Consider the following 26952-nt stretch of genomic DNA (forward strand, 5'->3'; position numbering starts at 1 on the left):
CTTAAGCTAAATACTCGATATCATATCCCGCTATATTCATCAGACTAAATACCGCCGTGCGCGCATTTTCGCTGTCTCTATCGATATTGGAGAACTTAAATATCTCATCTGTTTCCTGTATAACCTCAAGGGCAATATCAAATTCAAGTACTCCGCCGTCAAATAGATATACGCTAACTCTCATTGGCATACTCCTCATAAATTAAGCCATGAGAATACTCGCCATCTTTAAACACCAGGTAGCCACCATTGAGTAAATGCGAAATATCATTAGCAGTTAAATAAACGTTATGTCTACCCCAGTATTTATCATGCTCTTTTTCTAACTCTTGCTTAGTTGCAACATGTTTTATTTCCCCAACTTTGTCTCGCATTGTATTACACTCCTAAAGCTCTTTGCTGGTCAAGATACATTTAGATCACGCTCCTAGTGTTTATCGTCCCTCTCATTACCTAGGCCGAATATAATTAGTAGTACTATCCAAAACCAATCGAGATGAATATAGCCTAGATATCTTGCGATTAGCACTAGTATTGAGATAATTTGAAAATACGTTAACTTTCCCATGAGTCCTCCATCAACTCTTCTTCATCCGGTACATAAGTAGAACGGCAACTATAGTGAGCTGGTAGAATCGGATTTTTAATAACGTCTTCAATACTGTATAGTTTGTCCTCTTTATGGATTTCCTTACAGATATCAGAAGTACGTTCATCCATGTGTACATGTATTCTGACACCTTTTAATCCTGCATCATTGTATCTTTTTAAAGTTGCATTGTTGATAACCATAGAGCCATCTGTTCGTACCAGTGTTTCAGCTCTATGCTGGGCGACTGTGAACCTATCTCGTAACTCTCTAGCTACTACTCTTGGGTTTTCGCCTCTTACTAACATCTTCGACAAAGCTTTACGTAGCGACTTTGCTAGATTATCAGTATTCCCCCATAACTGTTCTGAATAGTTATAACCTTGAAAGGGTGTTCTGATAAGTTGCTGTAGCGCCGGCTCATTTAAAGTACCCGCTGACCGTCCACCTAGAATCTTTCTGTATGAGTGTCCTGCAAGCTTTTTGAGATATCGCTCAAATTCATTATTAACTGCTAGAGCTAGTAGCGCTGCATTATAAGTAAGTTGTAAATTTAAAGCGTCCAATCTAGTAGCTTTACTTGATACATACTGTTCATTCAACCTATCTAGTAACTCAGGGTCTTTTTCAGCACTTACTCGGTATAATTCTGCATTTCTCCTATAGTCTGATAAATCCGTGCCTCTTAAACGCTCTTTAGCCTGTTGAAGTGTAAGCCCATTTTCATCTGCATATTTGCCGTAAAAAGTGAATATCTCTTTCTGCAGTTCGACCGCATACTCACCATATAAATCGGCTAATAGCTTGAAAAAATCGATATCCTTGCGGTCTGCATAAGCCATGAGCTCAGATGTACGTCTTTGCCAGTATTCCCTATGCTTCTTGTTCGTCATCTTCTTCACCTACAATTTCGATTGGGCGCCTTAAAGGAGGCTCAGAGTCACTATCAGGGTCTTCACGAGCGACACGTTCTATCTCATCGCCAGCTTTAACCCCAGTAACCTGCTCAAGCATATCAAATACGGTTTCATCAGATACACGACCAAATAGCATATTTGCATTTTGGATTGTTTCAGTTACTGATTTAGGAATATTTGGTGTGAACTTGAATTTTAGCTTATCTAAATCAAAATCCTTAAAGGTCTTATTTTTCAAGAATTTCTCCATGGTAACTAATAAGCTATATCGCTGTTTTAATGATTCTTCAAATAGCGCTTGTGTTTCACTCATCTCTTGGTCAAGTGAAGACATCTTATATTTCATTGCCTCACCTGAAGTCGTACCACTAAAGTGCTCATCAGTAGAATTTGGTGTTGACGTGAACTTATGGATATCGTCTCCAATGCGAGTCTTATACGCTTCAGTACCTGATACGTCATACTGCTTGTACTTGTAATCGGCACTGACTGAAGCCTCATCACCCTGCTGGTTCAATGCTCCTGCAAGATTCATCATTCGTGCTCGTTTCATTTCCCGCATATAAGCTATCTGCTTTTCAGCGGTATCACAGTCAGACGGAAACTCAACTCGCCCAAAAATAAACAGGATAGCATCTGATAAGTCCTGCATGTAATTCGCTGTATCAGACTGAGCGCTATCATATAAATCAATTAAAGCTAAGACTAACTCATAGTCGCCTAGGCCATCCAAATTGTTCCGATGTTCAATAATCGGCACTTGGCCAAATCTGTGTTTTTCAGGACTACCTTTTAACTCAACTAGCTTGCCTTCTGTGTAGCTATATCGATGTACCTCTGAAGCGGTATGCACTTCTACATATTCTTTATCAGCTTCAAAGATTGAGGCTTTATAGTATCGAATAGCCATTAGTGGCTTTTCTTCGATAGTTGTATCATAGATAACAAAAGTCTCTAGTGGGTCTAATCGCTTAACATGGGTAGCCTCTTTGCTACGCCATACTACCTCAAAGGCCCTACCTGTCTTAGACATATCATTCCATAAAGTTTTATCCAGTGTTCTAAAACTATTCTGTTTTGCCATATCTTCTAAGGCTTCATCAGTATCACTATGCGTATTGTTATCTGCATATCTAGTCTGTATTGGAATACCGACTGCATACGAGCTTCTAAATACTGTGATTAACTTAGCAAAAGGGTGAGGCGCTCGATTATCTGTCATATCCTCATCATTTCGGCGTCGTGGTCCCGTTAAAACGTTGTGGTTATTTCCTTCGTAATAGTCAATCAACTCTTGCATCCGTGGTACTTGATGACGTTTATGGTGCTCAATAAACTTCTTTAGCATCTCAAAATCTTTTGCAATAATCGCTTCAGCTGATTCAGCTCGATAACGTATTCTCGATTCTCGGCTAAACCGTAATTTTAAGGTCTTTACTTGCCCGCTTGAGTCTCTAAAACTGTCATAAATTGGCATCTAAAGCCTCCTTTCTACATAATTCCTCGTGCTAACGTTGCATAACTTGCTGACTGCTTAACTGGCCTCATATCATCAGCGAATGCATATCTAGTAGCGTCAATACAATTATGAATAATAAAACCACCAGCAACTGAATAGTTGTGGTGGTTAGGTACTTCCATATTGTAAACGTCTTGTTTTCCTTTATATTTAATCGACTTCACTTTTACGCTTTTTATGTCGGAGTTTTGCAGAGCAAGATTTTGAACAAGTTTTTGATTTTGAATATTTATTGATTCTAAATTCTTTTCCGCAATATTCACATATTCTTGTTTCGTCATCGATTCCACTATCTCGCCTCCATTTACTCTTGCATTTGTTAGAGCAGAACCTATTTGTTCCTGTTACTTCAGATATATATGTTTTTCCACATTGTTCACAAATAAATTCTTTTTCTTCATGCAATTTATCTTTAGTTTTTTCATAATGCTTTCTGTGCCATTCGCGTCCGTCTTCGCTAGAATGCCACTCTTTAGTCATTGGTCTTATTCTATCTAACAATCCATTCTCAACGTTTCTTTTGCCTGCTATTGAAGCATGGTATTTTAAATGTTCTTTTCTAGGGAGTAATTTCAGATTTTCGATATCATTATTAGATTTGTCATGGTCTACATGATGCACTTCATATCCACTTGGTATTTTGCCATTATAGAATTCCCATACATATCTATGTAATCTTGTTCTAATTGTAGAATTTAAATAGTAACCTGTATTTTCATCTAGTGTAAATTTGATGCCGTCAAAATATTGGTATTTCATACAATCACTTCCTTTACTACATTATACAATGAATATCTTGTAGTATCAATAAGAAACATTGATTATACGGTCATTTTCAGTTATTTCTTTTAGCTTTTTCCAACCATTTTCAGTTAAGAATAAATGTTCATCTGTCGATTGTATAGTCGTTCCGTCTTCTAATTCCAATTCATAAACATCTGCATTAGGTCTTGTCATTCTGACATCTTCAAATGCTGACAATTCTTTATTACCTGTATCAAAATTATAAGTATGTACATTTCCTTTTTTACCAACTAATTCAGATATTGGTATTTGCCCTTTATCTGTATCAACTAATGTATTCCCAACGATGCAGTGGTTATCCTTGTCTTCTAGCCGTGCTCTAGGATTACCGTCACGGTCAACCTGATAGTCTATATTTTCAAATTCCCAAGCAATGTTCGGCGTGCGGTTAGGGTCGATGCAAATAAAATCTAAGTCATCTAACCACTGCTCACCAAACTCAACTGAGTCAGGACCTTTCTTAACCCCAAATAGCTTCTTAAAGCCGTACTCATCTCTCATCTCAGCGTTTGACTTTGGCTCTGCGCTATCTGCATAGATATAGTCGCTCTGATATCCTCGCTCTTTTAGAATCTTAGCAGTCTGTCTGTTACTCATTTTTTGCCCATACAGTTCATCAACCGCATAAATACCGTTCTTTTTCTTGTCATAATGCCACCGCACAAAAGCGAGTGGGTCGGTCGCATACCCATAGTCAAGACCGTTTCTAAAATTATCAAAAGTTGCTAATTGCTCATCAGTGATAGTCTCGAAACGTAAATTATCGAACGGTACAACACCAGACCCAATCGCTTCACCTAAATACTCCCAACGATATCGGCGTTCTGAACGCTCTTTAGTGGCTTCTGCTTCTTCTATAAAGGCTTTGGCTATGAATGGGTTATCAAGGTAGGTTGAAGCGTGTACGAATGTGTTATTAGGTTGAAATTGTGTTTCATACTTCTTGTTCACCCACGATTGTTTCCGCTTTGGTGGGTTATATGTATAAAAGAATTTATAAAAAAGACCATCAGCTAATTCACCACGTAAAAGTGAGTTAGTAATGGTCTTTACTTCATCTTCAGTTTTAAATTCTGCCAACTCTTCTATCCAACCGATTGCAAAAGGGAATTGACTATCTTTTAATGACTTGATTCGCTCTGGGTTTTGAGCTCCACGAAACACAATGTAATTACCTCTAGGTTTATAAGTGATGCGCAATGGCGATTTATTAAACTTAAACAGATGCGTTACTTGCTGCTCTGCAATCGCCCACTTTATTTGTTCGTATACAGACTGTTCTAGCGTGTTGTCTGTCTTACGTATAGCCACTCCATTTACGGCGTACCGCATAAGCATTTGCACGATGATATGTGCCACGTTTGATGACTTACCTGAACCACGTCCACCTTTACAAGCAATGTGTAATTTATTAGGATCTAATGACGCTCGCCACGCGCTATGAAAATTTGTTGGTATTAAACTGGATATTTTAATCTGTTTCGATGTCGTCAACAAACTGCACACCTCCAGATAATTCGATTTCTTGTTTTTCAGAAGGATACAACCCTTCTAATTTGTTTAACTCTTGAATAGTATTCACGAAAGCAGTTGATGTTCCTTGACGAACGTACCCTTCATCATCTTGTTCAATAGACATTTTCGACTGTTCTTTAAGCCAAATAAGGTCGTTTATAGCCTGTTCTCTTGTCCAAAGTGCTTTTGCTTTATGTTCACTCATCAACTCGTTGTACCTTACCAAAACCTTATCTTTTTTTAGTAATGCACTAGCTTTTACATCAACTGTCGAATCCTTCCACTTAGTAGAATTTGGGTAGGCTTCACGATACGATTTTCTTTGTGATAGCCCAGCTACCAACCCTTGTACATATTTTTCTTCTCTTGTAGTCAGCACTAGACCACCACCTTTCTTTACAAAATAAAAAGCCACCCGCCACTAGTAAGTGTGCCTATTAAAAGACTGGGTAGCTATTGATGTTATTTATATTATTTGAACCATTAACCAACTACTATTAAGAAAAGCTGGCTACCTTACTAGATTACTCTAACAGGGTATTCCATTTATATAGTGCTTCTATACTTAATGGCTTTAAACACACACATAGGATTCGAACCTAGGTCACACCAGTGCGTGAGAGGAATTGAACCCCCAACCACTAAACCATCTCTAGTTGTGTGCGCATGCACTGTACACATGCATTTTATTTTTGATAAGCAAGGTTAGTCAGTGATGATTAAATGTACAATGTATTTGAGCTGACTGTGCCTTGCTAATGATACTAGATAGCCTTGCAACTATCATGGTGGCTCATCCACTTAGTACCTGTTATATATCCACAGGAGGAACCTGCGTTGCTTTAAACATATTTCCGTATGCTAAAGACTTTCGGAGGCTATGTGATATCCCATCGCTTAAATATCACAATATCAATATAGCATGTATCTTAATGACATTCTATGACATCAACTGACATCAACTGACATCTTTTAAAACTTCTTGAAATGCCAGTAATGCTTCGCCATGCAATCTGTGTAAATGACGTTCTGAATATCGGATAACGTCTGAAACGTCTGGCAATTCAGAAAAAGGTACGCCATTAATATAGTGTTCTCTTAATATTATTCTATATTTTATATCTTCAATCCGATTGATATAATCGCCCATCATTATTTTAAAGTCCACCAGTTCATCAATCTTTAGATCAATGTCACTAGACTTATCAGCCAACTTAACTAACTTATCTTCGCTCGTATTCCGCTTAGTAGTCGCCACAGGTTCATTGGAATAGTCTGTCGCTTTCAGTAGTGTTGACTTCACACTCTCATGTTCCCGTATCAGTGAATTGATTTCAGCATCTAAGAACGCAATTTTCTGTAATAAGTATTTAGCTTCACTCATCTATTCCCTCCGCTTATCCCGTTCTCTCGCTTGCTGTTGCTCTTCAATTACATCGAATAACGTGTTCAGCATTATGAATATGAATGAGCCTAACACCACTAATAATGCGAACGTACCAATGCTCAATAACAATTGTGTTAATAGGTCCATCTATTCCACCAACTTTGCCAGTTCTTCCACCTTGTCTGGTCGGTTATCTCCCCACGCAAACTCTCCATCAACAAACACCAATGGCATTGTGCGGTTACCTGTCGCCTGCGCCCATTCTAAAATGTTCACATTTTCTTCGTCAAAGATATTCTTCGTTTCAAATTGAATACCTCGTGCTTTTAATTGCATTTCAGTGTGTTTACATTTTGGGCAATTGTCTTTGTTGTATACGATAATTTTCATAATTTTCTAAAATCTCCTATTCTTTAAATGGCGCACAATCTAACAAGTAGTATTCTCCTACTTCATCATCTTCGTACAGCTCATCAATCATTTCTTGCGTAAATCCGTATTCTTCTTTTAACTGCTTGTTTATGTAGTCAATTGCCTTCTTCTCGCTATCGGTGATTAACTCCGTTTCTTGAGAGTCTGCATTGCTTACGATGTATAAGTCTTGTCCGTTTTTAATCTTCATTCGCTCCAAACCCCTTCTTCAAATACTTTCTTAATCTCAATCTCAACAATTTCAGTCTTTAAATCTTTGTGTATCTTATCCGTTAAATACTGCTCGTTCTTAACTTCTATGTTCTGGTATGTATGTTTACCTTCAGTCGTGATTACAACCGCGTCATACATCATTATTTTGGCTCCTTAATCACACTAGGATATACTTTCACACCGTCAACTTCTGCTTCATAGATAATCAGTATATCTGGCTCGGTTTCATCACCAATTTGTTGCTGGTGGATTGGTTTTGCGGTGGAAAATTCAGGCTTAGGTTTATCAAATAATGTTATCCCTACCATCACAAGTAGTATAACTATCGCTAATGCTACTAAGTTTAGTAAAAACTCTTGAAAACTATAATTCATACTCACTCCACCTACTCAAAGTCAGCATTGGTGTCATTGATACCTAGTTCGTTCCATTCATATTTGGTTAGTTTGGTTTTAAAAATGCCTACTTGAGATTTACCTTGTATGAACAATGACTTCTCTCGAACATTTGCATTCCAATAAATATTCCCTTTTGATAATTCCCACCCTTTAATTTTAGCGTAGTAAAGTGGCTCTTTTTCTACTTCGTAACCAAATAAGATAGCATGGAAAAGCTTTGTTTTATTATCAAGAACATAACCAACTCTTTCTTCGTCATGCTCACGTTCAAAATTAGACATTGATTTATACAATCCATTTCCCCAACCAACTTGCGATACTAATTGGATTGCGTGTTCTTCTTTTGTAGCTCCATAACCATCTTGTTCCGTTGGTACATCTTTATACCAATCATCAAACCATTTCGGCACAACTGGTTTATCAATTTCAATTTTCATGCTTATTCCTCCCACTTTCCCTTTTCCCCACCATTTTCGTAAGTTTCCAGTAAATCGGAAATTTTAACCTAAACTTTTACTTCCTTCACTCGCTTAACCATTTCCCAGCGCCCACCAACGTTTCTAAACGTGATAAATTCTTTCTTAATAAATCTTTTCTTCTTGACTGCACCTTCTTTTAACAGGTCATTCTTAAAATACTGCTTAAATTTCAAGTATTCTTGCCAGCTTGAAAGTGTAGCTTTTCCTTTCTCAATAGACCGCATTCGTTCACGCCCGACGCCCAATTCTTTGCCTAAATCGGTAACAGATAGCCCCTTATCACGTCTTAACTTTCGTATCTTCTCACCATCAACGTTCATGACGATGTTCTTTTGCTGTTGATATTTCCGTATAGCCCCGACGCTATTCCAATCTTCGCCAAAATAATTAGCAAACATTTGTTCCGTTTTCTTTGTTAAAAAATTTTCACGTTTTGCGATTTGTATATTCGTGTATTTAATACCCGTCTTTTTGCAAAGATATGTGCCATGCAAGCCATAGCTAAATTGCAACAAATCGATGATTTCTGCCACACTATATCCCATAGTTTACCCTCCTATTCCGACCAATTTAGATATCCACTAACCGCCACAATTGCATACGCTGCGAATGAAGCCACTAATATCCAGTTACCTACTGATGCCCACACGATGATGTTGATGATGTTAGATAGCACCCATAATAGCCACCCATCAGCATTACCATTCATTTGACGTAACTGTGCGCCAATTGCAATACCATTTTGTACGCTATCTAGCACTACCATATTGCCGTCAAAGAACTTACTTACTAACCCCATCACCAAGGTGCCAAATGCGATGTAAGTGATGATTTTGACTGGCTCGAACTCTGATTTGGTTACTACCTCGCCAGTTTCGTCCTTATGTTTCTTGAAGTAAGGAATGCCCTGCACCGCTTGTGTTACGAAGTAGATGATATTCATGCCTACCTCAGCAAAGAAACGATTTTGGAAACTTAGGACACCCCCTAAAATATTATTAGACATATTCAAAGCGAACGTACTTGATCTCTTGTGCGCCAGTAGGATATTACCGAATAAACCTAACAGACCCATCGCTGTGGACATTAGGTCAAACGCTTGCAAGTTGCTGTAAAGCATATTACCTAGCAAGTAAACTGTTGCGACTACCTGCAAACCAATGATAGTTTTCTTTTTATTTGTCATTCTTCTTCTCCAATTTCTCAATTCTCTTTTCTAGTCGCTCGATGCGTTCCAGCAATGCTTGTTTTTCTAACTTTTCAATGTCTGGGTGTTTCATAGTTAGTCCTCCACTCCAAAGATATATTTCTTGATACGTTCTTTACCGACTGCTTCAATTGCTTGCTGAGCCTTTTCTTCGCTTTCAAAGTAGATAGTTCCTTGTGATGGACAGTAGGCCTTACAATTAACGTCAATGAAGCCACTATCTATAGCAAAAAATATGTAATAGTTGAATATTCCGTACTCAAAAGGTTTACTATACTTCCGCAGTTCCGCTTCAACTTTTAGCTTTTCAACTGCAAACTTTGCTTGTTCTCCATCCTTGAAAAAGTTTCCAATTTCTAGTCGGTCATTATCAATGTAATAGTTACTGTAAAAGCTATTGCCTATGACCCCGCTATCACTCATAAACCAGTATTCGTCACCATCTTTTGGAAACTCCTGTTCCTGTTTTGCCTGTTCTTCTAATTCAGCAATACGTTCTTTTAATAATTTCAGTTCCTCTTGTAAGTTCATGGTTAGTCCTCCAAATTATAGATTTCTCTTTGATTACGCTTGTAGTTACCATGCGCCACGTTAATTTCATGGATAAATTGGTCTTTAGTAGTTTCACCAGCATTCAAGTGGTCCAATGCTCTACCAACTTTTCGTTCAAAGGTGTCCATGTTATGTGTAATTCGTTCTTTCTTTGTCGGCTTATAGCCTTGTGGGTTAAATCTGATTGTCATCTTAGTTCCTCCACGATTTCTACTGCCTGTTCCTTACTTCTAGCCACGCCATATAGAATGTTTTGCGTTTTTGCAAATTCAGAAAATTTCACTTGTTCAGGTCTTAATTTCCCTTTTTCATTTTTCACTTCAATTGCAATGAATTTCCCATCCGACTTTCTCCATCCGCAAAGATCAGGAAACCCTTTAGGAAATAATTTTATATAAGTACCGAACTCCGTTTTAATCTTCCCTGCGTTCGCTCTGAATATCTTGTGGCCTCGTTTTGAAAGTTCAATCATAATTTCTGATTGAATGTCAGCTTCTGTTTTCAAATCTATCCCACACCTCGTAAAAGATATCCATCGTTTTATCACTTGCATTATTTTTAATTAAATATTTCTCCACAAATTCTTTTGTTTGAATAATTGGAAAATCTTCATCTACAATCACATCTCTTGCAAAGTCCCCTGTTGGAGAATTTTCATCTTCATATTTTTCTAGCCATTGTTTAAAACTGGTCATGTTTTCCAACTCCTTTTTTTAATTTGGACGACTAAATCCACAATTTGGACGACCTATTGGACGACTTGAGCCTTACTCCCCCAATAATTTGGAACACTTGGAACACCTTTTCTTACTTTTTTCTTTATATATACATATATATACTTATATTTATTATTTATAAATTTATATAAAAAGGTATTCCATGTATTCCATTCCCTTGTGGCTCTAGGGGTTTAGTATTCCATTTAGTGTTCCAAAGTATTCCGTTAGTGTTCCATTACTTAATTGGGATATCTGAACCAAAGGTATATTGCCTTAAAATTTTTATACCTATATATTTAATCCCGTTACTTCTGCGACTTTTAAATTTACTTTTCAATTGCTTACCAAAATTATTTTTGCCCACATCATAGCGGTCATTATCAACGCACCATTTGGTGTATGCTTCGTATAAAGTGCTACCGTTTTCTTCAAACTCATCACCTATGATGCACTGTTCTTCTATAAATGATTGAACTGGATCCATTTCAAAACGATAATCTGCGTTCGCTTCTTTAATCTTTCTTGGTAGATTTTCCAATCCTTCTTTTTGCCAAAGTAAACACCCTTCAACCATCCACTCTAATATTGCTGGAGCTTCACGCATTAGTTTGAATTTCAATTTCTTATCAACTTTGTGAGTTGGTATTTGAACATCAAACGGTATTGTAATCAACCTACGCCATATCCCATCATCAGTACCTTTAACAATTGGTCTATGGTTAGTAGCAAGCCAAATTTTAAATTTAACATCAAACTCAAAGAATTCTTGGTGTAGAAAACGTGCGGATACTTTATCATCACCAGTCATCTGCTTAACCAATCCTTCATCGAATACGAAACCTTGATTAGGTTCTGTGGAAGTGACGAAACGTGTATCGTTTAATCGAGCGACATCGTTATTGATTTTCTCGCCTTTCTTTTCCATAAGCGTTTCAGCTTGAGTATTTTTAGAATAATCACCAAGCATTTCAGCGATTGTGTTTACGAATAACGATTTACCGTTACGACCATTCCCTAGCAAAATGAACATTATCTGTTCTTCAGCACTACCTGTTAGTGAATAACCTAGTGCTTTTTGGATGTAATGAATTAAATCTTCATCACCATCGAAAATATCATTTAGAAAATCTAACCACGCATCAGGTCGCATTTTATTTGAATACTCTACATTTGTTATCTTTGAAAACATCTTGTCTTGGTCGTGTTCGTGTAACTCTCCGCTGGATAAATCAATGTATCCGTTCTGAACATTGATAGTCATGTTATCCTTATCAAATTCATCAGTAGATATGGCAGTTAGATGTTGTAGTTCTGTATAGATATTCTTCTTTGAATTTGTAGAACGACTTTTTGAAATGAATTTTTGAAAACTCTGAATAATTTTCTCGGATTCTTTTTCATCTTCGGGAACGGTTATCTTTTCAAACTTCATGTTTTCAATCGTGCTATCAATTAGTTTGAATACAAGTCCCATATTGTCGATTTGCCATTTCTGTCCGTCATACACATAAAAATTTTTAGATTGATATGAGTATTTAACGATGTCTCCGTAGTTGTCCATAAATCGCTGCGCATTCCCTGTATCATCCCAACTTCTAGGTGGTAGTTCGATGACTTCATCTTCCTTTTTGTTTTCCAAGAAAGATAAATCATACTTCATCGGTTCCCGTTTGTTTGTAGGCGTATATACATCAGCAGTTTCATTGATTGCTTTATATAGCGTTGCTTCACCGTATGTAGTTTTCCCACGCTTTTCATCCCATTTATCACGCATGAGTGATGACCGGCGGAATATACTATCCATTTGTGCGAAGTCCCTTGCGCACCAAAACGCTAGAATATTAGCGAATGCCATATCAGCTTCAGATTGACTAGAGAACTGTGTTTCCCAACCGCCATTCATGAATAATCTAAACTTTTCACCCGATTTAGATTCGAGTGCTTTCCCAATTACTGCTGAATCAGATAAACTGTGGGAAATGCCATGATTATCAAAATTTAATTTCTGTACATTATCTGGAAGATACTTTCTATATATACGGTCAAAATTCAACTCAGAAACTTCAGACACTTCACTGTATTTCCCAAGTGAATTACCTGTCATTGTGAAGAATCGACCGCTATCGTACATTTCTACATTTTTGTGTCGTCTACGAGCACCAGGTATCTTACCCTTGGTAATAATGTGGAACCCATTTCCGCTGGGCGATATTTCTCCATAACTTTTAAACGATTCATAAAATTCGAACACAATGTTCGTATCATAATCGCCTAATTTGTATCGTTCTAATTCGTCCGCTACATTATCAATGTCTATTCCGACGTAAGGCGGTGTAAAGAAGAAACCCAACCCATTAGCGTTTGTGGTCTGCCATACATTTTTAGCAGTATCATAATCAACCCAAGTCGATGGGTCGTTGGACTTTGCCAACTCCCCACTCACTGGATCAACTGGGACCTTAGTTCTTTTACCGTCCCGTTCCTGGTACACCCAAACGCACCAATTATTAAGCTGTTTTAGTTCGTCTGGTATCATTTAATATCCCTTTCTAAAATGGTAAGTTTTTTGAAATTTCTGATTCATCAAGTGATTGCGTACCGCCAAACGGGTCCGTATTTGATTTGTTTTTGAATTGGTGGTTAACCTGTGGGAATTGAGATTTCTCTACACTGTTTGCCCACACATTATTTTGAATTTGTTTTTCACCTTGATATTCGTTTTCACTTTGTGTTACATAAACGCGCACAGGTTTATCTGCAATTAAATCTAAGTAATGTTGCATGTCTTTAATTTCTGTGCCTTCTGGAACTTGTACCGCTTCAAGGTAATACATTAAATCTTCGGTATTATATTGATTAGTTTCTTTATCTGTAAAAATTGAAGCGAACACGACACGATTGTGGTATTTAGCATTTGTATTTGCTAGATTATCCACTTTATCTAAATCATTACGTACCACTAACTGCATATTGATATATTCGCGTCCTGCTTTAGACGATTTAATTGTTGGTTTTGTGATAATCACTTCATAATTACCTTTTGGTAAAGCTTCAAAACCTGTGTTACGTTCTAATTCTGAATAGTTTGTTGTTAAAAATGACATAATAAAAATTCTCCTTTTCTTAATTAAAATATGCTGCTATATTTACGTTTAATTGGCTTAATAGTTTGATAAAATATTGACCATGGTGTATTTTTAAAACCCGGAATATTATGTTTTAACCATCCGTCTTTATAGTTGCGCGCTTTAGCGTACAAGTACCAATCTTCGATGCTTTGTAATTCTTTTTTATCAGTAGATTTATACTTCTTGATCAAGTTAATTTTGGAATAATCAACGACAATCTGTTGCGTGTCTAATTTAGATAACGTTGTGTCTATTACATCTTTTTCAATCTTAACGACTTCAATTTTGAAACCACAATAAGGACAACAGAAATTGTTTTCTTTTAATGTTTTGCTTTCCATTACACCAAAACAGTTAGGACATTCTTTGATGGCTATTTCATTCTCGTTTTGTTGTTTTTTCTTGTGTTTCTTCTCGAAACTTTCCAAGTGCCATGTTCTGTCAGTATCAGGAAGAAAATGTCTGATGTAATTCGCTACATGATCAATAATAGTTGCTGTCTTATTCGGCTGGTATCTCATGCACCGCATGGATTGTTGCAAATAAAGTACCAAGCTATCTGTGGGCCTTACCATAATCACACAAGTACAGTCTGGAACGTCGAAACCTTCTGAAATCAAATCCACGTTGCATAAAACTTTAATTTTTCCGTTTCTAAAATCATTCATAATCTCATCACGTTCTGAACTCGGTGTTTTACTATCAACATGAACCGCTTTAATACCTGCACTCCTGAACTCATCAGCAAATTTCTCTGAATATTCAATACTGTGTGCATATAGAATGGTTTTCTGTCCATTTGCTACCTTTACGTAGTTCTCAACTACATCACCAAAAATGGTCGTTTTAAGTGCATCTTCAATCGATTGGTTAGTGTAATCACCAGTTGACGATTTTTTTAATTTATCGATATCTGCTCGTGGAATTGAATAAAACTCATAAGGTGCTAATCGCTTGTTTTCGATTAACCATTTAACTGACTTTCCTACTATCATTTCTGAATAAATATCATCAAAACCTTTACCGTTCATTCGCCAGGGTGTAGCTGTAAAACCTAATCTTGGAACGTCTGAATAGTAATCGTAAATCTTTCGGTAAGTTTTGGCTCTACTATGATGCGTTTCATCAGTGATGATTAAGTCGGGTTTAGGTAGTTTTATCAATCGATTAGCCACTTTCGTCACTGTCATGATCGTGCATAAATTTAAATCAACATCATTAGCTGTAAATGTTTCTGTAATCTGTTCTACAAGCTCTTTCCTGTGGACTAGGAACATCACACGATTACCTTTATCGGTCGTTAATCTAGCTATTTCTGCGATTACAACTGATTTACCACTTCCCGGAGGCGATTGTATTAAAACGCCTTTATGTCCTTTAGCAAGTGATTTTCTAGCTTTAGTGACTAATTCCGTTTGATAGTCATATAATTGGAATGTCATTCATTACGCACCACCAACTCCTCTATCAGACATCCTGAACGGTCATCTAGTCGATTTTTAGCAGTAATTGAATTGTCAGGTTGTAAAACAAATCCACGTACTTTTTCATCATCTTTTGCGTAGACCATTAACCGACCTACCACATCACATAGTCCTAAGAAGTTGTTCATAATAGAATTACGTAAGTCTGGAAAAGCACGATTAAATGATTGACCATTTTCGGCTTCCCACAGGTCCGACTTCTCCCATGCTGTAAAGATTAACCGTATTGGTAATTGGCTTAATGCACGTAGACTATCTAAGATAGTGAAATCGACACGCTGGTAATCGGCCATGCTAGGCACTCGGTTATTCTTTCCGATACGACCTAAGTTTGATAGCGTTGAACGGAATAGCTCTGACACGTTATCAATTACTAAGTTGTCGTATTTATCTAAAATGGTTTTATCTGTAATGATTTCTGATACCACGTTCAACCATTCATCCCAAATGTTATGAGTATCCACTTCCACAATGTCGATATTTTCTTCACCAGCTAGTACGCTTGATGATTTATCAATATCGACAACTAAAGTTTTGCCTGGTAAATATTTAATTGCTGATGTCTTACCAACTCCAGGTTGTCCGTATATCAAATATGTAGTCGTATCTGTGGACAGTTCTTTTGCATTTTTAATTGCTAAACTCATACTTCATCCTCCTATCTAATTTGAAGCGATTGTGTGCGTTTTAAGGTCGCTCCGTCGACTTCATGACCATTCTTCAGTGCTTCTTTGATAGCCGTCTTATCGGGCGTTCTCGTCACTTTAAACGCATCTTCTGGCAATGCTTCTTCATTTAAAATTTCTACCGATTCCGCATTATTTCGAACCGACACATCGAATAAATCACCTTTGATACGTGTCTTATCAAGTTGCAACATGTTATCTTTGATGTAACCTTTCAAACGTTCATTCGCATTTCTTTTGGTTTGTTTCTTTTTCTGCAAACGTCTGATTTCGTTGGAAATGGTTTCGATGTCTGCATCGTTATTTTTAATCACATAAGCAGTTGAGATGACTTTATCTTCAAATGCTTCATCAATAGATTCCCACGTATCAATTAGTAGTGATTCATCCAGTTCTTCCGCACTGTCGATATAATCAACAATTTGCTGGTAGTTTGCGGTTAAATTGTAAAGTTGCATTTTAGTCCTCCTTTGAACATAGATTTAATAAAGCTCGCTTGTGTTCTTCAACTTGTTTAATCAGTTCTTCTCTGTCCACACGCAAGCCCATTGTTTCGGTGTCTAAATCTTGTAATCTGTTTTCGATTCGGTCGATTTCACGCTCGTACATATCAACCTTTGATTCCAGCGTATATTTCACACTTTCAATCATCTCGTGCCTCCTTTGTGGTATAATTGACCTGTAAATATTTTTATTTAGCGCCTACTGCCATAGGTGCTTTTTTTATTTATAAACTTCAACTTTTGATTTAACATCCTGATAATCATCTGGATTTTCTCTATAGATTTCTTCAGCTTCTTCTCTAGAATTCGCTGAGACTGTTGCATAACGTGTTTCGATGATGTTGAAGTCAATACTTCTGTCATCTGGATAAAACTGTTGGTTATCGAGATCATATATACCTCTCATAGTTACCCCTCCTTATGAATAATTTTTCCATTTATCGACATAGCGCTGCTCGATAATTTGGTTGTCGTAATAATCATTAATGCGTTTAATATCATCTAAGTGTTCTCTTAAATTAGTACCATCGTAATCGTTGATAGCCTTTTGAATCTGCCATCGACGGTTTTCTTCGATGATGTCTAGTGGCGTTTTACTCATTTGTACTCATCCTCATGCCACATAAAAATGTCTGCATTTTTCGCATTGATCCATGTATAAGCCAGTGAAATGATAAATGGTACGAATAGCAAGACTGGAATCCAACCTGCATAGCCTTGAACAATTGTTTCTAGCATGCCGATGAAATAAATTACTGTTACAATTCCCCACACGACTGTGTTTTTAGAATATTTATTCATTATGATCATTCCTTTCTTTGGTATAATTCTCCTTAGGAAGGAGGTGTTAAAAATGGATAAAAATGAATTCATCTCGATGTTAATAACTTAGAAAGTTATCTCAAATACCTTCTAGCTTAGAGCTATTAATCCTGAGTTTTTCTGGGGTTAAATTTATTTCTTTTATCAAATTATTTTTATCAACTTTTAAATTCAATTTTCTTTTTAAGCCAGATTGCGTTGTCTTAATCTCATTAATTTGAGTTTGTAACCCATTCACTCGCTTAATCACTGTCGCTAGACCAATAACTGCAGCGGTTAAAGCGAGTGTTTTTATTTTCTTGTTCATTAGTGTTACCACCTTTCAAAATTTTCGGTAATCCATTGGTTGACAAGGAACTTATTAAACTGCCACTTCGAACCGCTGGACTCTGGATATTTAACTAGTTTCCCTTCCAGTTCCTTGCGAAATGGATACAAGATGCGGTCTTTAGCTGGATTTGCTGACATTCCAGTGCGTTCGCAAAACCATTTCATATCCCCAATTGAACCTTTGTCGGAAGCTATTTCTAGTTCCTTGATTTTCTTTTCTTTTTCAGCAATTGCCAATTCGATTTCTTTTGCGATTAGACTATTGATTAAAGATGTGGTTTCCATTTTGTTCACCTACTATTCAAACAAGGACATTGAATCGTCTTCTAGAAACTCAACATGTTCAATTTCTTGTCCAGCAATGTTTTGCATTTTCGGTGTCAAACGGTAATAAGCTTTTGGGAAATCATCAATCGTTGTTCCGCGAACAATATTCATCGCTTCATCAAAATGAATATGTGAAATTTCTGGATACGTACTCACGTCATATTTCATCTTTAAAATTGTCCATAAGTAAGAAATAGTGTGCCCTCGTTTTGCTTCGAACAATTCTTCACTAACAGGTTCTTTAAAGAACTGGTGGGTTAATGGTTTTGATTTAGCTAAAATCAGTCTTTTTAATCTAGCGATTTCTCCACGAGTCAAAGTAACGTTTTTCTTCAAACTCTCTTGGATTTCCTCGATTTCAGCAAACCTCTGTTCCGTTTTCTCGTTTGTTAATTTCATTTCGTTATAAAGTTGTTCCATGCTTTCTGCAATTGCTTTATTTTGTTGCAATGCCATACCAAGAAAATCTTGTGGTTTTTCAATCATTTCAGCCATTTATAATCTCTCCTTCGATAATGTTTGTATCTTCAATTTGTTCTTCAATCTTTCTTGCAATGTCGTGCAGTTTATTTACAATTTCAATCAAAGGCTTCTTAGCATATTCATTCGAAATAACGTTTTCCGCGTCAATTAAATAAGTTAACGGCGCTACTTCAGCAATCAACTCTTTTGATTTTCTTACTAAGTCGTAAACCTCTTTTTGTGCTGCGATTTCTTGTTGACCTTTATCTAACTGACCTTGCATCCTTTTAATTGCGTCGTTTAATTCATCATATTTCTTTGACTTTTCATCTACTTCTGAACGTTGGTCGATTAAATTTTGATATTGCGTCCTTAAAGATTGATATTGATTTTCTTTATTTCTTAAAACTTCTTGTAACTGTTGATTATCAGACTTTAAGTCATCATAATCAGCAGGTTTTACCTCTTTAGTTTGAACAATAGGTTTGGGTTGAGGCTTCGCTTGTTCCTTCTCCAAGGCTTCAGCAAGCGCATCTCCACGTTGCTTTTCTTCGGTTATTTGTTGTTCCTTTTCTTTAAGGTGTTTTTTTAGTTCTCGCAATTCCCTAACAGTTGATGGTTCACCAGCCTCTGCTTTAGATAATTCTTTTTGTTTTTCTTCTTCGGGAAGTGTGGAAATTAGATATAATGCTGTTTCTCCTAAATGGTGCAACGTTGCACTATTTGGAATCTCTTTAGCTGTTTTCATCATCCGCTTTGCTGAAGTATGCTCTATTCCGATATTCTCAAGCCATTCCATAAACTGCCCATGCGCTAAATCGTTTTCTTTTACATGGTTCAATCGTCTACCGATTTCCCATATTGATTGTCCTGCGATATTCTTATGATGATTAATCTCTAATTCAATTTGATCTAAATCATTTGATAGTGTTATTTCGTTCAATCGTGTCTCTCCTTTCTTTGGTATAATTAGTTAAAAAATGTAAAGGCGGAAAAAAATGGATATAAAATTATCTAAAAAAGAACGTAATGTATTGGAATACCTTGATTCCTCAGAAGTGAGAAATCAAATAGTTGGAGTTTCAGCAGACTATCTTGCAGGTAGGATAGGTTTACCTACAACGACTTCAAAAGACATTCTGCAAAAATTAGCATCACTATCTTTTATTGAACAAAGAGAGTCAGGTTACCCTAAAAAAGAAATTAAATATGTAATAACCTCCGAGGGTGAATCTTACCTCGAAATAGATAAAGAACTTAGAATAAATAGAGTAATTTGGAATATTATTGTGCCTATACTTGTCGCTTTTTTTACTTCTCTATTGACGTCTCTTATAATGAGTTAATTAGAGCCGAAGCTAATAAAGCCGAAATAAACGATAATAATACTATTAATATTTTTTCTTTCTTCGTCTTTTTCATGTCTTATTCTCCTTTGATTTCATCAAGAAGATTTTGCATGCCAGTGCAAGGTCTTCTTTTTTTAATATCCTTATGTAATGAGAGTTTTAATAATTCGGTATATGGATATATAAAACTTGTGCCTTCATATTCTTTTAATGTAGTTGGTAATTGTGGTTCGTTCATTGTTTTACACCTTCTTTTTTTATTTTGCTTATACATGTTTAATGTATTAAACTTTTAATTTAAAAAAATTTCTCTCATCGGAACTTCTAATGCTTTTGCTATCTTCATTAATGTAACTGTCCCAGTAGCTATTCTCTTTCCTGTTTCGAGTTCAGAAATAATACTTCTGCTAACATTTGACTTATTAGCCAACTCCTCTTGAGACCATCCTTTTTCTTCTCTAAACTCTTTGATTTTATAAGATGTTGTTTTTACAGTCATCTCCTACCCCTCCTCTCTAAATTCGTTGATGTCTACGCCTAGTGTGTCTGCGAGTTTGAATGCTGTAGATAGTTTCATATCCTTTGATTTTCCAGTCAAAATTTTATGTACTTGCGTTGGGCTGACACCCATTTTCTTCGATAATTGGTATGGATTTATACCTTTCAAATTTACTATATGTCGTAATTTATTTTTCAATAGCATTATTAAATACCCCCTTAACTTATCAACAGCTATATATTGTACCTGTGGATAAAAACTGTTATACTTTACCTGAAGATAAAACCCCTTCGCCCTGGTTGTCTTATCTATCCTACATATGGAAACGAGGTAAATTACTTTTTGATTGATATTAATATACCGCCTATACAAACACCTAATTTCACTGCTCTAGCTCAAGAGATGTTAGCTAGTCAAAATGCCTTGAAAGAAATATCGATTCCTAAAATACCCGTGGAGTCGTATGCATCGTTATACTCGGATGCCATGAAAGGGATAGTAGATGCTCAACAGATACCATCGAGAGCTATATACGAGGCTACTAAAATTCAAAATTCTATACCTAAATTAACCTCGATATATAAGCCAAGTCCTACCACAATAGCTTCTATAAGAACTACATTGAACGCAATCCCTTTTGATTCAATTAAAGTTGCAACAAACGCTGTGAATGATATGCAAAATAGTTATAAACAATACCTACGCAATATTAGTAATTTACACATTACTCCAATGACTTCTACTATTATCGATTCATTAGATCAATCTTTAGAAGACTTTGCTGAATCTGAATCAGTCTCTATCAGCATAGAGCCTTTTGAAAATGTGAAAAGAACCGAAGAAGACGATGTCCAAGAGAGTATCAATGATAAACTCGATGAACTTATTGTTGAAATAAGACTCCTTAATATGCATAAATACAATGAGAATAGTCCAAAGTATGTATCTAGCGAAAAACAGCATGCCAGTAACTCTAAAGAAGTTATCGAACATAATATCCATAAAAATGACTTCCTTTCTAACCTTAAAACTAAAGAATATCACATTGATAAATGGGGAGACGAAACATATAGTTATGTCATCAACCTCGTTTTAACAGCAGTTTTCTATTTTATGTCGGGTTTAATTAAAGATATTGAATTCGACATAATACTTATCTTATTAATACAAACGATTAATAGCTTTACAAATAAGAAATAGATTAATCAACTAATTCATATTCAATTTTGATAAAATTCGTTGACACTCGTCCGATTGCTATCCCAATAGTGATTAAGGCGAGTGTTTTTAGTGTCTTGTTCATTGCTGTTACCTCCTTTCTTAACTTTCTAAATTTAGTTTAATATATTAAACATTAGTTGTCAACTAAATTAAACAAAAAATTGAAAATGTGTTTAATTTATTATACAATGTGTTTAAGGAGGTGAGTTAATGTTAATAGGAGAAAAGATTAATATCTTACGAAAAGAGAACAAGTTAACTATGCAAGAACTTGCTGATAGATCTAATTTAACTAAAGGATACATTTCTATGTTAGAAAAGGGTAAAAACCCCCAAAGCGGTAAACCTATAATACCTTCTTTAGATACAGTTCAAAGTATTGCATCGGCATTTAGTTTAGATTTGGAATCTTTCTTAGAGAATGTGGATAGTAAGGTTAATTTACCGAAACTTAAGTCAAATTCTGCTACTGTAGATAAAATAACCGAGATATCTTCTAAACTTACTGAATCCCGCCAAGCCAAAGTCTACAACTTTGCTGAACGACAGTTAGAAGAGCAGAACAACATACTATCTTTTGAAAAACATAAAAATAAAAAACACCAACAAGAAGATACTACTGAAGACTATTTAGATGGTGCGGTATCTGCAGGTTCTGGAGAATTTCTAGCGGATGATAGGCATGAGTTAATTCAAATACCAACAAAAATTATACCCGATGCAAGTTATGACTTAATTTTACAAGTCAACGGCAATTCGATGGAGCCGATGTTTGAAGATCATGAATATATATTTGTTAAGAAAACGACAGAGATTAGAAGTGGTCAAATTGGAGTATTTATTATAGATAATGAAAGTTATTTGAAAAAAGCTTATATAGAAGATAATCATTTAAGGTTAGTATCCTTGAACACTAAATATGAAGATTTGATATTTGATGATGTAAATGATATTAAAGTTGTAGGGACTGTTGTAATGTAGTTCCCCTGTTTATAAAATGACCGTTTTTTATGGAGGCAAACGTATGGATTTTAAAGAAATATGGAACAAAACAAATGAATATGCTGACCATGCTAACAAGGTAATTAAACCTTTATCTAAAGGTGCCATAACAAGCATGAATAAATCTAGCGAAATTTTTAATAAGGGTGCAAAGAAATCCGTAGAAATCATGAATGATGCAAGTTTAAGAGCGACAGGAGTAGTATCTAAGGTAAAGTGCCCTGTCTGCAAGTCTAACAATGTAACTTTTATGCAAAACGACCGCAAAAGTTTTTCAGTCGGAAAAGCTGTGGGTGGCGCAATTTTAACTGGTGGTATCGGTACTATAGCAGGTTTTGCAGGAAAGAAAGGTAAGAATCAGTATCACTGCAATAACTGCGGGCGTAACTTTAAATCAAAAAAATAAAAAATCTACCAATCAGGTAGATTAGTAGAGCATCTGTTGGATAACTATGAAAAAAAAGGTAAATATAGTAAGTAACTAAAAATTAAATCACTTATTTTGTTGACATTTATATCAAAATTTCATATTATATGAGATAAGAATTAGCAATGAGTTGCTGACCGTAATTGGAGGTCTCATTGCGCGGAACACCTCTTATCTCAGATAAGGGGTGTTTTTTGTTTTTTCAGGAGGTTATATGGCTAAACCATTTAAAACGATAAATCAGCAATTAGAAATTCTTAAAGAGCGTGGAGTGGTAGTATCACACCCCGATAAAGCAGCTCAGTATATACTCGAACACAGTTACTACAATGTAGTCAATGTATCAAGTAAATTTTTTAAGCAAGTTAACTCTGACCAATACATCGAAGGAGCAAGCTTTGACGAAATTCGTGCAGTCCATATTTATGATAGTGAATTAAAATCTATAATCTTTAAAAATATTTTAATTGCGGAAAAACACTTGAAGAGTATTTTAGCATATAGGTTTGGTGAAAAATACCATGACAAAAAATATGCTTATTTAAGAACTGAAACATACGAAGGTGCTGATCTATTAAGTATTTCAAAAACCATTTCTAGTTTATCTAACATAATCCAAAATAAGATTAAAGATAGAAATTCAAATTCTATCAAACACTATTATAACAACCACAAAGATGTTCCTATATGGGTTCTTATTAATGAATTAACTCTTGGGCAGACATACTATCTTTTTAAAATTTTAGATGATTCTTTAAAAAACCAAATCGCAAAAGATTTAAATGAATTTCTAATTGATAATGTTGAAGAACAAACGATTTTAGAACCCAATACTTTAGAAAAATTCCTTTTTAATTTGAAAGGTATTAGAAACTCAGTCGCACACGATAATATTATTTTTAATTTTAAAGCAGCTAATAATCTACAATATATGGAGGCTCTTCATGCCCCATTCAACATTGCTCCTTCAGATCCTAAACAAGATGTTTTCAATAATTTATTATATTTACAACTTTTATTAACTAATAATCAGTATTCGCTAATGCTGAATGCTATCAACAAAAGGAGTAAAACTTTATCTAATAAATTAAATACAATTGATATAAATAAAATTTACTTATCTTTAGGTTTTCCGGAAAATTTCCAATTACTTAATGCTAGAAATCAAAACAAATAACCGAAGAAACAAAAAACACCCCACTCCTTAAAGTTTGGCGACCCAAGGAGTGAGGTTGTCTGAAGTTTAACAAAACGCACTAATAGGTGTGCTTTTTTGCATACCCTATTTTAACATAAATTATTTAAAAATAGGAGTTGACTTTTATGGCATCAGCAACTAAACACAAAACTACTGGGAAATGGGTAGCTAGATATAATCTTACTGATAAACACGGTAATAGACAACAACGCAAAAAGAATGGGTTTGATACGAAGAAAGAAGCACTAATTTATGCTAATAAACAAGAGCTGGACGATAACATAGCGGATAGTGAAGTTAAATTAGTAGACTACTTTAGAAACTGGTATGAAACTTTTAAAGAAGGGAAAGTAAGCCAATCCACAGAAGAACAGTACGAATATTTAATTAAGTTAATTGAGGATTATTTTGGCAACTTAAAGCTAAAAGATCTAACAAGAATTAAATATCAAGCTTTTTTAAATGAACGCGGTAAAAATCGTGCAAAGAACACAGTAGAAAAAACGCATTTTAGAATAAAGCGTTGTATAGAAATTGCTTTTGCAGACGGTATTATCAAAACTAACCCTACACACAATATCCAATTAAACTATGATATCAAGGAGCAAAAGTTAGTAAAAGCTTGGAATGTTAGTGAAGCCGAGAAGTTAATGGATCTATTCACTTCTGAATTAACGCCTAGAGCCACAATCTTATATATCGCAATTAACACAGGCTTACGATTAGGTGAAATATATGGACTTTCGTGGAAGGATATACACGGAACTACACTAGAAGTGAATCGTGGCTATGCGTATAACAATGGTGAGCGTAATTTTACTGATGCTAAAACACCTAGCAGTATTAGGAAAATTAAAGTTACTAAAGAATTTACCAATCGAATTAAGAAATATAAACTAAAATACCAAAGTATATCACCGGAGTATTTATTCCTAGATGAGTGGAACCACCCAGTTATTAGCGATACAGGCGTTAGAAAGTATCTTAAAAAGAGTTGCAGAGAACTAGATATACCTGTTCTCGGTATCCATAGTTTACGACATACTCACTGCTCTTACTTGCTATATAAAGGAATAGACATTAATTATATTTCTAAAAGATTAGGACACTCAAACATTACCGAAACACTTAAAATCTATACGCATATTTTGGACGAATTTAAAGAAGAACAAGATGAGAAATTATTGGAAGTTTTAGAAGGCTTAAATTAAACCTGTGCCCTCTATGTGCCCTCAAACGTCTAAATCGTTGGTATATAAGGATGTTATAATCCTGCATTCGGCATTTTCCTTATATAGTGAATATGCTTTCTTCTAAAGTAGGCCGTTCATGAAAAAAGTCGTTTTTTCTAGGTTCTTTTAAATGATTCGTTATATTTTGGGTTGTATTCGGAGATAAAAAACTTTTTACCAGAAGGCCTTTCAATGATGAAGTCTTATTCGGATAAAATACGAAACTCAGTTAAATACCATACAAAAATACCCTAAAACCATACAGTTAAATGGTTTTAGGGTAATTATTTTCATTAAACATTATGATGACTAGTTTTTTTCATCCATCTTTTCTTTATAATCATAAGTTCGATTCTGTATCAAAGATTGACTGTAAAATTTATATAAATGGTATTGTAAATACGCAGCTACACTTCCTATTAAAGTCCCAATGACTATCCCGCTAAATCGATCGCCTAAATAATCGAAGCCAAGATTTGGATTTTGAAAGGTTAATTGAATCAAGACCATATTGGTCACGAAGAATATCCCAAATGAATACTTTCTTGGAATAAAATATTCAGCTAACACATACAGCACCACTACCATTGCAATTCGACCAAGATGCGGAATTTGTATCAATAAAATCAGGGCTGCAGTTGCTAGTCCAGCAGTAGTGCCAAAAACTCTTTGGAAGCTCTTATTTAATATTATCTGTAATGTGTTCCCTTGTAAAATAGCTGAACACGAGACAATAATCCAAGAATAAGGGCTTAAATCTAAAACGATATTAAGATAAGCTGCGAAAAATAACACACCCGCATAAAAAAATGAATCAACTATCATTCTAGGTTCAGTCCGAATAGCCTCTTTATAATTGAAACTAAACGTAAACGATTGTTTAGGTAAGTCTAAATACTTAACCAATAAATAAGCCATGAATAAAGAAACTAGAATCCCATAACTTAGCTCGACTAACTGGGTCGGAATTTGACTCAGCGACATATCTCTCGTTGCTCCTGAAGCCATCACGAGTATCACGAAAATATCTCCTGGCTTATCAATTCGATAGATACGGTAAACTAATCTTGCAAAGAATGCGACAAAACTAATAAATATGGGTGCCATTAAGGGGATTTGACCAATAATAAGGCCAACCGTATAAGCAGTAAATAGCGATATTGCGACAAATATCATTCGCTTAATCGTTCGCTGTCCTTCGTAAGATTGAAAATGCAGAAAAGTAAATAATCCCAAGCTAGATGTAGCATTGATACCAGGATTTTTTAAAAAGTATCCGGTTAAATTTACAATCAGCGCACAAATACCGGCAACAAGTATTCTTTCTAAGTGATGATCTGGGGAGGGTTTTAATGAAAAAGTTTGTTTTAAAATTGAATGCATGTTGTCTCCTCCAAAAAATACCGGACCTTCCTATTATATAGGTCAGCATCCGGTTGCTCTTCAATTATACCACTAATATGATAAATATAAACTTCACTTTTCAGATACCTTCTAATCATATATACACAAGAAAAGAAAGGTCTTAAAATTATTTTATTATATAAATAC

43 protein-coding genes are annotated in these 26952 nt (G+C 35.4%); 6 read left to right on the forward strand and 37 right to left on the reverse strand.

The genetic code is table 11. The features are described from left to right. Position 1: 1 nt before the first annotated feature. From CJ191_RS01175 to CJ191_RS01330, 33 genes are all read right to left on the reverse strand, one after another. Positions 2–184 (reverse strand): hypothetical protein, encoded by a 183-nt coding sequence (locus tag CJ191_RS01175; RefSeq protein ID WP_102198723.1) that lies wholly within the window; start codon positions 182–184, stop codon positions 2–4. Further along, the gene (locus tag CJ191_RS01180) at positions 174–374 is read right to left on the reverse strand and encodes a hypothetical protein (protein ID WP_102198724.1); all 201 of its coding nucleotides are present in this window, start codon (positions 372–374) and stop codon (positions 174–176) included. The genes CJ191_RS01175 and CJ191_RS01180 overlap by 11 nt, the downstream gene beginning before the upstream one ends. A gap of 181 nt (positions 375–555) precedes the next feature. Next, complete coding sequence (locus CJ191_RS01185) at positions 556–1482, reverse strand: minor capsid protein (RefSeq protein ID WP_102198725.1); 927 nt, start codon at positions 1480–1482, stop codon at positions 556–558. After that, entirely contained in the window at positions 1463–2983 is a 1521-nt protein-coding gene (locus CJ191_RS01190) for a phage portal protein (protein WP_102198726.1), read from the reverse strand. Before CJ191_RS01190 ends, CJ191_RS01185 begins: the two co-directional genes overlap by 20 nt. 14 nt (positions 2984–2997) lie before the next feature. Further along, entirely contained in the window at positions 2998–3288 is a 291-nt protein-coding gene (locus tag CJ191_RS09210) for a hypothetical protein (RefSeq protein WP_180960912.1), read from the reverse strand. Beyond that, positions 3176–3784, reverse strand: coding sequence for an HNH endonuclease signature motif containing protein (locus CJ191_RS01200; protein ID WP_102198728.1), 609 nt, complete (start codon positions 3782–3784; stop codon positions 3176–3178). The genes CJ191_RS09210 and CJ191_RS01200 overlap by 113 nt, the downstream gene beginning before the upstream one ends. Before the next feature lie 45 nt (positions 3785–3829). Beyond that, a complete protein-coding gene (locus tag CJ191_RS01205) occupies positions 3830–5287 on the reverse strand; it encodes a PBSX family phage terminase large subunit (protein ID WP_374754463.1) in 1458 nt (485 codons plus the stop codon). A gap of 13 nt (positions 5288–5300) precedes the next feature. Next, positions 5301–5723: a terminase gene (locus tag CJ191_RS01210; protein ID WP_102198729.1), complete on the reverse strand. Its 423-nt coding sequence runs from the start codon at positions 5721–5723 to the stop codon at positions 5301–5303. 579 nt (positions 5724–6302) lie between these two features. Beyond that, a complete protein-coding gene (locus CJ191_RS01215; RefSeq protein ID WP_102198730.1) occupies positions 6303–6728 on the reverse strand; it encodes a DUF1492 domain-containing protein in 426 nt (141 codons plus the stop codon). A 150-nt stretch (positions 6729–6878) separates the two neighbouring features. Beyond that, a complete protein-coding gene (locus tag CJ191_RS01220) occupies positions 6879–7121 on the reverse strand; it encodes a glutaredoxin family protein (protein ID WP_102198731.1) in 243 nt (80 codons plus the stop codon). A gap of 16 nt (positions 7122–7137) precedes the next feature. Then, entirely contained in the window at positions 7138–7353 is a 216-nt protein-coding gene (locus tag CJ191_RS01225) for a hypothetical protein (RefSeq protein ID WP_102198732.1), read from the reverse strand. Next, positions 7350–7517, reverse strand: coding sequence for a hypothetical protein (locus tag CJ191_RS09105; RefSeq protein WP_180960909.1), 168 nt, complete (start codon positions 7515–7517; stop codon positions 7350–7352). The genes CJ191_RS01225 and CJ191_RS09105 overlap by 4 nt, the downstream gene beginning before the upstream one ends. Continuing rightward, positions 7517–7750, reverse strand: a complete 234-nt coding sequence (locus CJ191_RS01230) for a hypothetical protein (protein ID WP_102198733.1) — start codon at positions 7748–7750, stop codon at positions 7517–7519. The genes CJ191_RS09105 and CJ191_RS01230 overlap by 1 nt, the downstream gene beginning before the upstream one ends. 11 nt (positions 7751–7761) lie before the next feature. Further along, positions 7762–8211 carry a DUF1642 domain-containing protein gene (locus CJ191_RS01235; RefSeq protein ID WP_102198734.1) on the reverse strand — a complete coding sequence of 150 codons (450 nt, stop codon included), beginning with the start codon at positions 8209–8211 and terminating at the stop codon, positions 7762–7764. A gap of 68 nt (positions 8212–8279) precedes the next feature. Then, complete coding sequence (locus tag CJ191_RS01240) at positions 8280–8798, reverse strand: helix-turn-helix domain-containing protein (RefSeq protein ID WP_102198735.1); 519 nt, start codon at positions 8796–8798, stop codon at positions 8280–8282. Positions 8799–8809: 11 nt separating this feature from the next. Further along, positions 8810–9439, reverse strand: coding sequence for a nicotinamide riboside transporter PnuC (gene pnuC, locus CJ191_RS01245; RefSeq protein ID WP_102198736.1), 630 nt, complete (start codon positions 9437–9439; stop codon positions 8810–8812). Positions 9440–9535: 96 nt separating this feature from the next. After that, on the reverse strand, positions 9536–9991 hold the full coding sequence (locus CJ191_RS01250; protein ID WP_102198737.1) for a hypothetical protein: 456 nt from the start codon (positions 9989–9991) through the stop codon (positions 9536–9538). A 2-nt stretch (positions 9992–9993) separates the two neighbouring features. Further along, entirely contained in the window at positions 9994–10203 is a 210-nt protein-coding gene (locus CJ191_RS01255; protein WP_102198738.1) for a hypothetical protein, read from the reverse strand. After that, positions 10200–10517: a VRR-NUC domain-containing protein gene (locus tag CJ191_RS01260; protein ID WP_180960910.1), complete on the reverse strand. Its 318-nt coding sequence runs from the start codon at positions 10515–10517 to the stop codon at positions 10200–10202. Before CJ191_RS01260 ends, CJ191_RS01255 begins: the two co-directional genes overlap by 4 nt. Further along, complete coding sequence (locus tag CJ191_RS01265; protein ID WP_102198740.1) at positions 10501–10707, reverse strand: YozE family protein; 207 nt, start codon at positions 10705–10707, stop codon at positions 10501–10503. The genes CJ191_RS01260 and CJ191_RS01265 overlap by 17 nt, the downstream gene beginning before the upstream one ends. Positions 10708–10966: 259 nt before the next feature. After that, on the reverse strand, positions 10967–13267 hold the full coding sequence (locus CJ191_RS01270; RefSeq protein WP_102198741.1) for a phage/plasmid primase, P4 family: 2301 nt from the start codon (positions 13265–13267) through the stop codon (positions 10967–10969). A gap of 13 nt (positions 13268–13280) precedes the next feature. After that, entirely contained in the window at positions 13281–13835 is a 555-nt protein-coding gene (locus CJ191_RS01275; protein WP_102198742.1) for a DUF669 domain-containing protein, read from the reverse strand. 23 nt (positions 13836–13858) lie between these two features. Continuing rightward, positions 13859–15301, reverse strand: a complete 1443-nt coding sequence (locus CJ191_RS01280; RefSeq protein WP_102198743.1) for a DEAD/DEAH box helicase — start codon at positions 15299–15301, stop codon at positions 13859–13861. After that, positions 15298–15990, reverse strand: a complete 693-nt coding sequence (locus CJ191_RS01285) for an AAA family ATPase (RefSeq protein WP_102198744.1) — start codon at positions 15988–15990, stop codon at positions 15298–15300. The genes CJ191_RS01280 and CJ191_RS01285 overlap by 4 nt, the downstream gene beginning before the upstream one ends. 11 nt (positions 15991–16001) lie before the next feature. After that, positions 16002–16487 carry a siphovirus Gp157 family protein gene (locus CJ191_RS01290; protein WP_102198745.1) on the reverse strand — a complete coding sequence of 162 codons (486 nt, stop codon included), beginning with the start codon at positions 16485–16487 and terminating at the stop codon, positions 16002–16004. A 1-nt stretch (position 16488) separates the two neighbouring features. Further along, positions 16489–16680 (reverse strand): hypothetical protein, encoded by a 192-nt coding sequence (locus CJ191_RS01295; protein ID WP_102198746.1) that lies wholly within the window; start codon positions 16678–16680, stop codon positions 16489–16491. A gap of 72 nt (positions 16681–16752) precedes the next feature. Continuing rightward, the gene (locus tag CJ191_RS01300; RefSeq protein WP_102198747.1) at positions 16753–16938 is read right to left on the reverse strand and encodes a hypothetical protein; all 186 of its coding nucleotides are present in this window, start codon (positions 16936–16938) and stop codon (positions 16753–16755) included. Positions 16939–16950: 12 nt separating this feature from the next. Then, on the reverse strand, positions 16951–17133 hold the full coding sequence (locus tag CJ191_RS01305) for a hypothetical protein (RefSeq protein ID WP_102198748.1): 183 nt from the start codon (positions 17131–17133) through the stop codon (positions 16951–16953). Next, on the reverse strand, positions 17130–17333 hold the full coding sequence (locus tag CJ191_RS01310; RefSeq protein WP_102198749.1) for a hypothetical protein: 204 nt from the start codon (positions 17331–17333) through the stop codon (positions 17130–17132). Before CJ191_RS01310 ends, CJ191_RS01305 begins: the two co-directional genes overlap by 4 nt. 100 nt (positions 17334–17433) lie before the next feature. Next, positions 17434–17661 (reverse strand): hypothetical protein, encoded by a 228-nt coding sequence (locus tag CJ191_RS01315; RefSeq protein ID WP_102198750.1) that lies wholly within the window; start codon positions 17659–17661, stop codon positions 17434–17436. Positions 17662–17666: 5 nt separating this feature from the next. Beyond that, entirely contained in the window at positions 17667–17969 is a 303-nt protein-coding gene (locus CJ191_RS01320; RefSeq protein ID WP_102198751.1) for a DUF771 domain-containing protein, read from the reverse strand. A 12-nt stretch (positions 17970–17981) separates the two neighbouring features. Further along, complete coding sequence (locus CJ191_RS01325; RefSeq protein ID WP_102198752.1) at positions 17982–18506, reverse strand: ORF6C domain-containing protein; 525 nt, start codon at positions 18504–18506, stop codon at positions 17982–17984. Further along, complete coding sequence (locus tag CJ191_RS01330; protein ID WP_102198753.1) at positions 18499–19416, reverse strand: DUF3102 domain-containing protein; 918 nt, start codon at positions 19414–19416, stop codon at positions 18499–18501. Before CJ191_RS01330 ends, CJ191_RS01325 begins: the two co-directional genes overlap by 8 nt. Positions 19417–19471: 55 nt before the next feature. Between CJ191_RS01330 and CJ191_RS01335 the strand changes: the two genes are divergently transcribed. Continuing rightward, a complete protein-coding gene (locus CJ191_RS01335) occupies positions 19472–19819 on the forward strand; it encodes a hypothetical protein (RefSeq protein ID WP_102198754.1) in 348 nt (115 codons plus the stop codon). Between the two features lie 79 nt (positions 19820–19898). Here CJ191_RS01335 and CJ191_RS09110 read toward each other — a convergent pair whose 3' ends face one another. The 3 genes from CJ191_RS09110 to CJ191_RS01345 are packed head-to-tail and all read right to left on the reverse strand — an operon-like array spanning position 19899 to position 20525. Then, positions 19899–20060 (reverse strand): hypothetical protein, encoded by a 162-nt coding sequence (locus CJ191_RS09110; protein ID WP_180960911.1) that lies wholly within the window; start codon positions 20058–20060, stop codon positions 19899–19901. A 54-nt stretch (positions 20061–20114) separates the two neighbouring features. Beyond that, positions 20115–20321, reverse strand: coding sequence for a helix-turn-helix domain-containing protein (locus tag CJ191_RS01340; protein ID WP_102198755.1), 207 nt, complete (start codon positions 20319–20321; stop codon positions 20115–20117). A 3-nt stretch (positions 20322–20324) separates the two neighbouring features. Next, positions 20325–20525 carry a helix-turn-helix domain-containing protein gene (locus CJ191_RS01345; RefSeq protein ID WP_102198756.1) on the reverse strand — a complete coding sequence of 67 codons (201 nt, stop codon included), beginning with the start codon at positions 20523–20525 and terminating at the stop codon, positions 20325–20327. Positions 20526–20663: 138 nt separating this feature from the next. Between CJ191_RS01345 and CJ191_RS01350 the strand changes: the two genes are divergently transcribed. From CJ191_RS01350 to CJ191_RS01370, 5 genes are all read left to right on the forward strand, one after another. Then, complete coding sequence (locus CJ191_RS01350) at positions 20664–21521, forward strand: hypothetical protein (RefSeq protein ID WP_102198757.1); 858 nt, start codon at positions 20664–20666, stop codon at positions 21519–21521. Positions 21522–21752: 231 nt separating this feature from the next. After that, on the forward strand, positions 21753–22523 hold the full coding sequence (locus CJ191_RS01355; protein WP_102198758.1) for a helix-turn-helix domain-containing protein: 771 nt from the start codon (positions 21753–21755) through the stop codon (positions 22521–22523). 43 nt (positions 22524–22566) lie between these two features. Then, entirely contained in the window at positions 22567–22950 is a 384-nt protein-coding gene (locus CJ191_RS09215; protein WP_257994096.1) for a hypothetical protein, read from the forward strand. Positions 22951–23185: 235 nt separating this feature from the next. Then, the gene (locus CJ191_RS01365; protein WP_102198759.1) at positions 23186–24148 is read left to right on the forward strand and encodes an Abi family protein; all 963 of its coding nucleotides are present in this window, start codon (positions 23186–23188) and stop codon (positions 24146–24148) included. Positions 24149–24294: 146 nt separating this feature from the next. Then, positions 24295–25380 (forward strand): tyrosine-type recombinase/integrase, encoded by a 1086-nt coding sequence (locus CJ191_RS01370; RefSeq protein WP_102198760.1) that lies wholly within the window; start codon positions 24295–24297, stop codon positions 25378–25380. A gap of 330 nt (positions 25381–25710) precedes the next feature. On the opposite strand, the gene CJ191_RS01375 is transcribed toward CJ191_RS01370, so the two are convergent. Beyond that, positions 25711–26784 carry an FUSC family protein gene (locus CJ191_RS01375; protein ID WP_102198761.1) on the reverse strand — a complete coding sequence of 358 codons (1074 nt, stop codon included), beginning with the start codon at positions 26782–26784 and terminating at the stop codon, positions 25711–25713. Positions 26785–26952 lie beyond the last annotated feature (168 nt).

Origin of the sequence: Aerococcus viridans (assembly GCF_002871935.1) — a bacterium.
Taxonomy (GTDB): Bacteria; Bacillota; Bacilli; order Lactobacillales; family Aerococcaceae; genus Aerococcus; species Aerococcus viridans_B.

Bases quoted from the DNA above. Each gene is read 5' to 3' on its own strand.
- CJ191_RS01175 (WP_102198723.1), bottom strand. From the start codon at position 184: ATGAGAGTTAGCGTATATCTATTTGACGGCGGAGTACTTGAATTTGAT.
- CJ191_RS01180 (WP_102198724.1), bottom strand. From the start codon at position 374: ATGCGAGACAAAGTTGGGGAAATAAAACATGTTGCAACTAAGCAAGAG.
- CJ191_RS01185 (WP_102198725.1), bottom strand. From the start codon at position 1,482: ATGACGAACAAGAAGCATAGGGAATACTGGCAAAGACGTACATCTGAG.
- CJ191_RS01190 (WP_102198726.1), bottom strand. From the start codon at position 2,983: ATGCCAATTTATGACAGTTTTAGAGACTCAAGCGGGCAAGTAAAGACC.
- CJ191_RS01200 (WP_102198728.1), bottom strand. From the start codon at position 3,784: ATGAAATACCAATATTTTGACGGCATCAAATTTACACTAGATGAAAAT.
- CJ191_RS01215 (WP_102198730.1), bottom strand. From the start codon at position 6,728: ATGAGTGAAGCTAAATACTTATTACAGAAAATTGCGTTCTTAGATGCT.
- CJ191_RS01220 (WP_102198731.1), bottom strand. From the start codon at position 7,121: ATGAAAATTATCGTATACAACAAAGACAATTGCCCAAAATGTAAACAC.
- CJ191_RS01225 (WP_102198732.1), bottom strand. From the start codon at position 7,353: ATGAAGATTAAAAACGGACAAGACTTATACATCGTAAGCAATGCAGAC.
- CJ191_RS09105 (WP_180960909.1), bottom strand. From the start codon at position 7,517: ATGATGTATGACGCGGTTGTAATCACGACTGAAGGTAAACATACATAC.
- CJ191_RS01230 (WP_102198733.1), bottom strand. From the start codon at position 7,750: ATGAATTATAGTTTTCAAGAGTTTTTACTAAACTTAGTAGCATTAGCG.
- CJ191_RS01235 (WP_102198734.1), bottom strand. From the start codon at position 8,211: ATGAAAATTGAAATTGATAAACCAGTTGTGCCGAAATGGTTTGATGAT.
- CJ191_RS01240 (WP_102198735.1), bottom strand. From the start codon at position 8,798: ATGGGATATAGTGTGGCAGAAATCATCGATTTGTTGCAATTTAGCTAT.
- pnuC (WP_102198736.1), bottom strand. From the start codon at position 9,439: ATGACAAATAAAAAGAAAACTATCATTGGTTTGCAGGTAGTCGCAACA.
- CJ191_RS01250 (WP_102198737.1), bottom strand. From the start codon at position 9,991: ATGAACTTACAAGAGGAACTGAAATTATTAAAAGAACGTATTGCTGAA.
- CJ191_RS01255 (WP_102198738.1), bottom strand. From the start codon at position 10,203: ATGACAATCAGATTTAACCCACAAGGCTATAAGCCGACAAAGAAAGAA.
- CJ191_RS01265 (WP_102198740.1), bottom strand. From the start codon at position 10,707: ATGACCAGTTTTAAACAATGGCTAGAAAAATATGAAGATGAAAATTCT.
- CJ191_RS01270 (WP_102198741.1), bottom strand. From the start codon at position 13,267: ATGATACCAGACGAACTAAAACAGCTTAATAATTGGTGCGTTTGGGTG.
- CJ191_RS01275 (WP_102198742.1), bottom strand. From the start codon at position 13,835: ATGTCATTTTTAACAACAAACTATTCAGAATTAGAACGTAACACAGGT.
- CJ191_RS01280 (WP_102198743.1), bottom strand. From the start codon at position 15,301: ATGACATTCCAATTATATGACTATCAAACGGAATTAGTCACTAAAGCT.
- CJ191_RS01285 (WP_102198744.1), bottom strand. From the start codon at position 15,990: ATGAGTTTAGCAATTAAAAATGCAAAAGAACTGTCCACAGATACGACT.
- CJ191_RS01290 (WP_102198745.1), bottom strand. From the start codon at position 16,487: ATGCAACTTTACAATTTAACCGCAAACTACCAGCAAATTGTTGATTAT.
- CJ191_RS01295 (WP_102198746.1), bottom strand. From the start codon at position 16,680: ATGATTGAAAGTGTGAAATATACGCTGGAATCAAAGGTTGATATGTAC.
- CJ191_RS01300 (WP_102198747.1), bottom strand. From the start codon at position 16,938: ATGAGAGGTATATATGATCTCGATAACCAACAGTTTTATCCAGATGAC.
- CJ191_RS01305 (WP_102198748.1), bottom strand. From the start codon at position 17,133: ATGAGTAAAACGCCACTAGACATCATCGAAGAAAACCGTCGATGGCAG.
- CJ191_RS01310 (WP_102198749.1), bottom strand. From the start codon at position 17,333: ATGAATAAATATTCTAAAAACACAGTCGTGTGGGGAATTGTAACAGTA.
- CJ191_RS01315 (WP_102198750.1), bottom strand. From the start codon at position 17,661: ATGAACAAGAAAATAAAAACACTCGCTTTAACCGCTGCAGTTATTGGT.
- CJ191_RS01320 (WP_102198751.1), bottom strand. From the start codon at position 17,969: ATGGAAACCACATCTTTAATCAATAGTCTAATCGCAAAAGAAATCGAA.
- CJ191_RS01325 (WP_102198752.1), bottom strand. From the start codon at position 18,506: ATGGCTGAAATGATTGAAAAACCACAAGATTTTCTTGGTATGGCATTG.
- CJ191_RS01335 (WP_102198754.1), top strand. From the start codon at position 19,472: ATGGATATAAAATTATCTAAAAAAGAACGTAATGTATTGGAATACCTT.
- CJ191_RS09110 (WP_180960911.1), bottom strand. From the start codon at position 20,060: ATGAACGAACCACAATTACCAACTACATTAAAAGAATATGAAGGCACA.
- CJ191_RS01340 (WP_102198755.1), bottom strand. From the start codon at position 20,321: ATGACTGTAAAAACAACATCTTATAAAATCAAAGAGTTTAGAGAAGAA.
- CJ191_RS01345 (WP_102198756.1), bottom strand. From the start codon at position 20,525: ATGCTATTGAAAAATAAATTACGACATATAGTAAATTTGAAAGGTATA.
- CJ191_RS01355 (WP_102198758.1), top strand. From the start codon at position 21,753: ATGTTAATAGGAGAAAAGATTAATATCTTACGAAAAGAGAACAAGTTA.
- CJ191_RS09215 (WP_257994096.1), top strand. From the start codon at position 22,567: ATGGATTTTAAAGAAATATGGAACAAAACAAATGAATATGCTGACCAT.
- CJ191_RS01365 (WP_102198759.1), top strand. From the start codon at position 23,186: ATGGCTAAACCATTTAAAACGATAAATCAGCAATTAGAAATTCTTAAA.
- CJ191_RS01370 (WP_102198760.1), top strand. From the start codon at position 24,295: ATGGCATCAGCAACTAAACACAAAACTACTGGGAAATGGGTAGCTAGA.
- CJ191_RS01375 (WP_102198761.1), bottom strand. From the start codon at position 26,784: ATGCATTCAATTTTAAAACAAACTTTTTCATTAAAACCCTCCCCAGAT.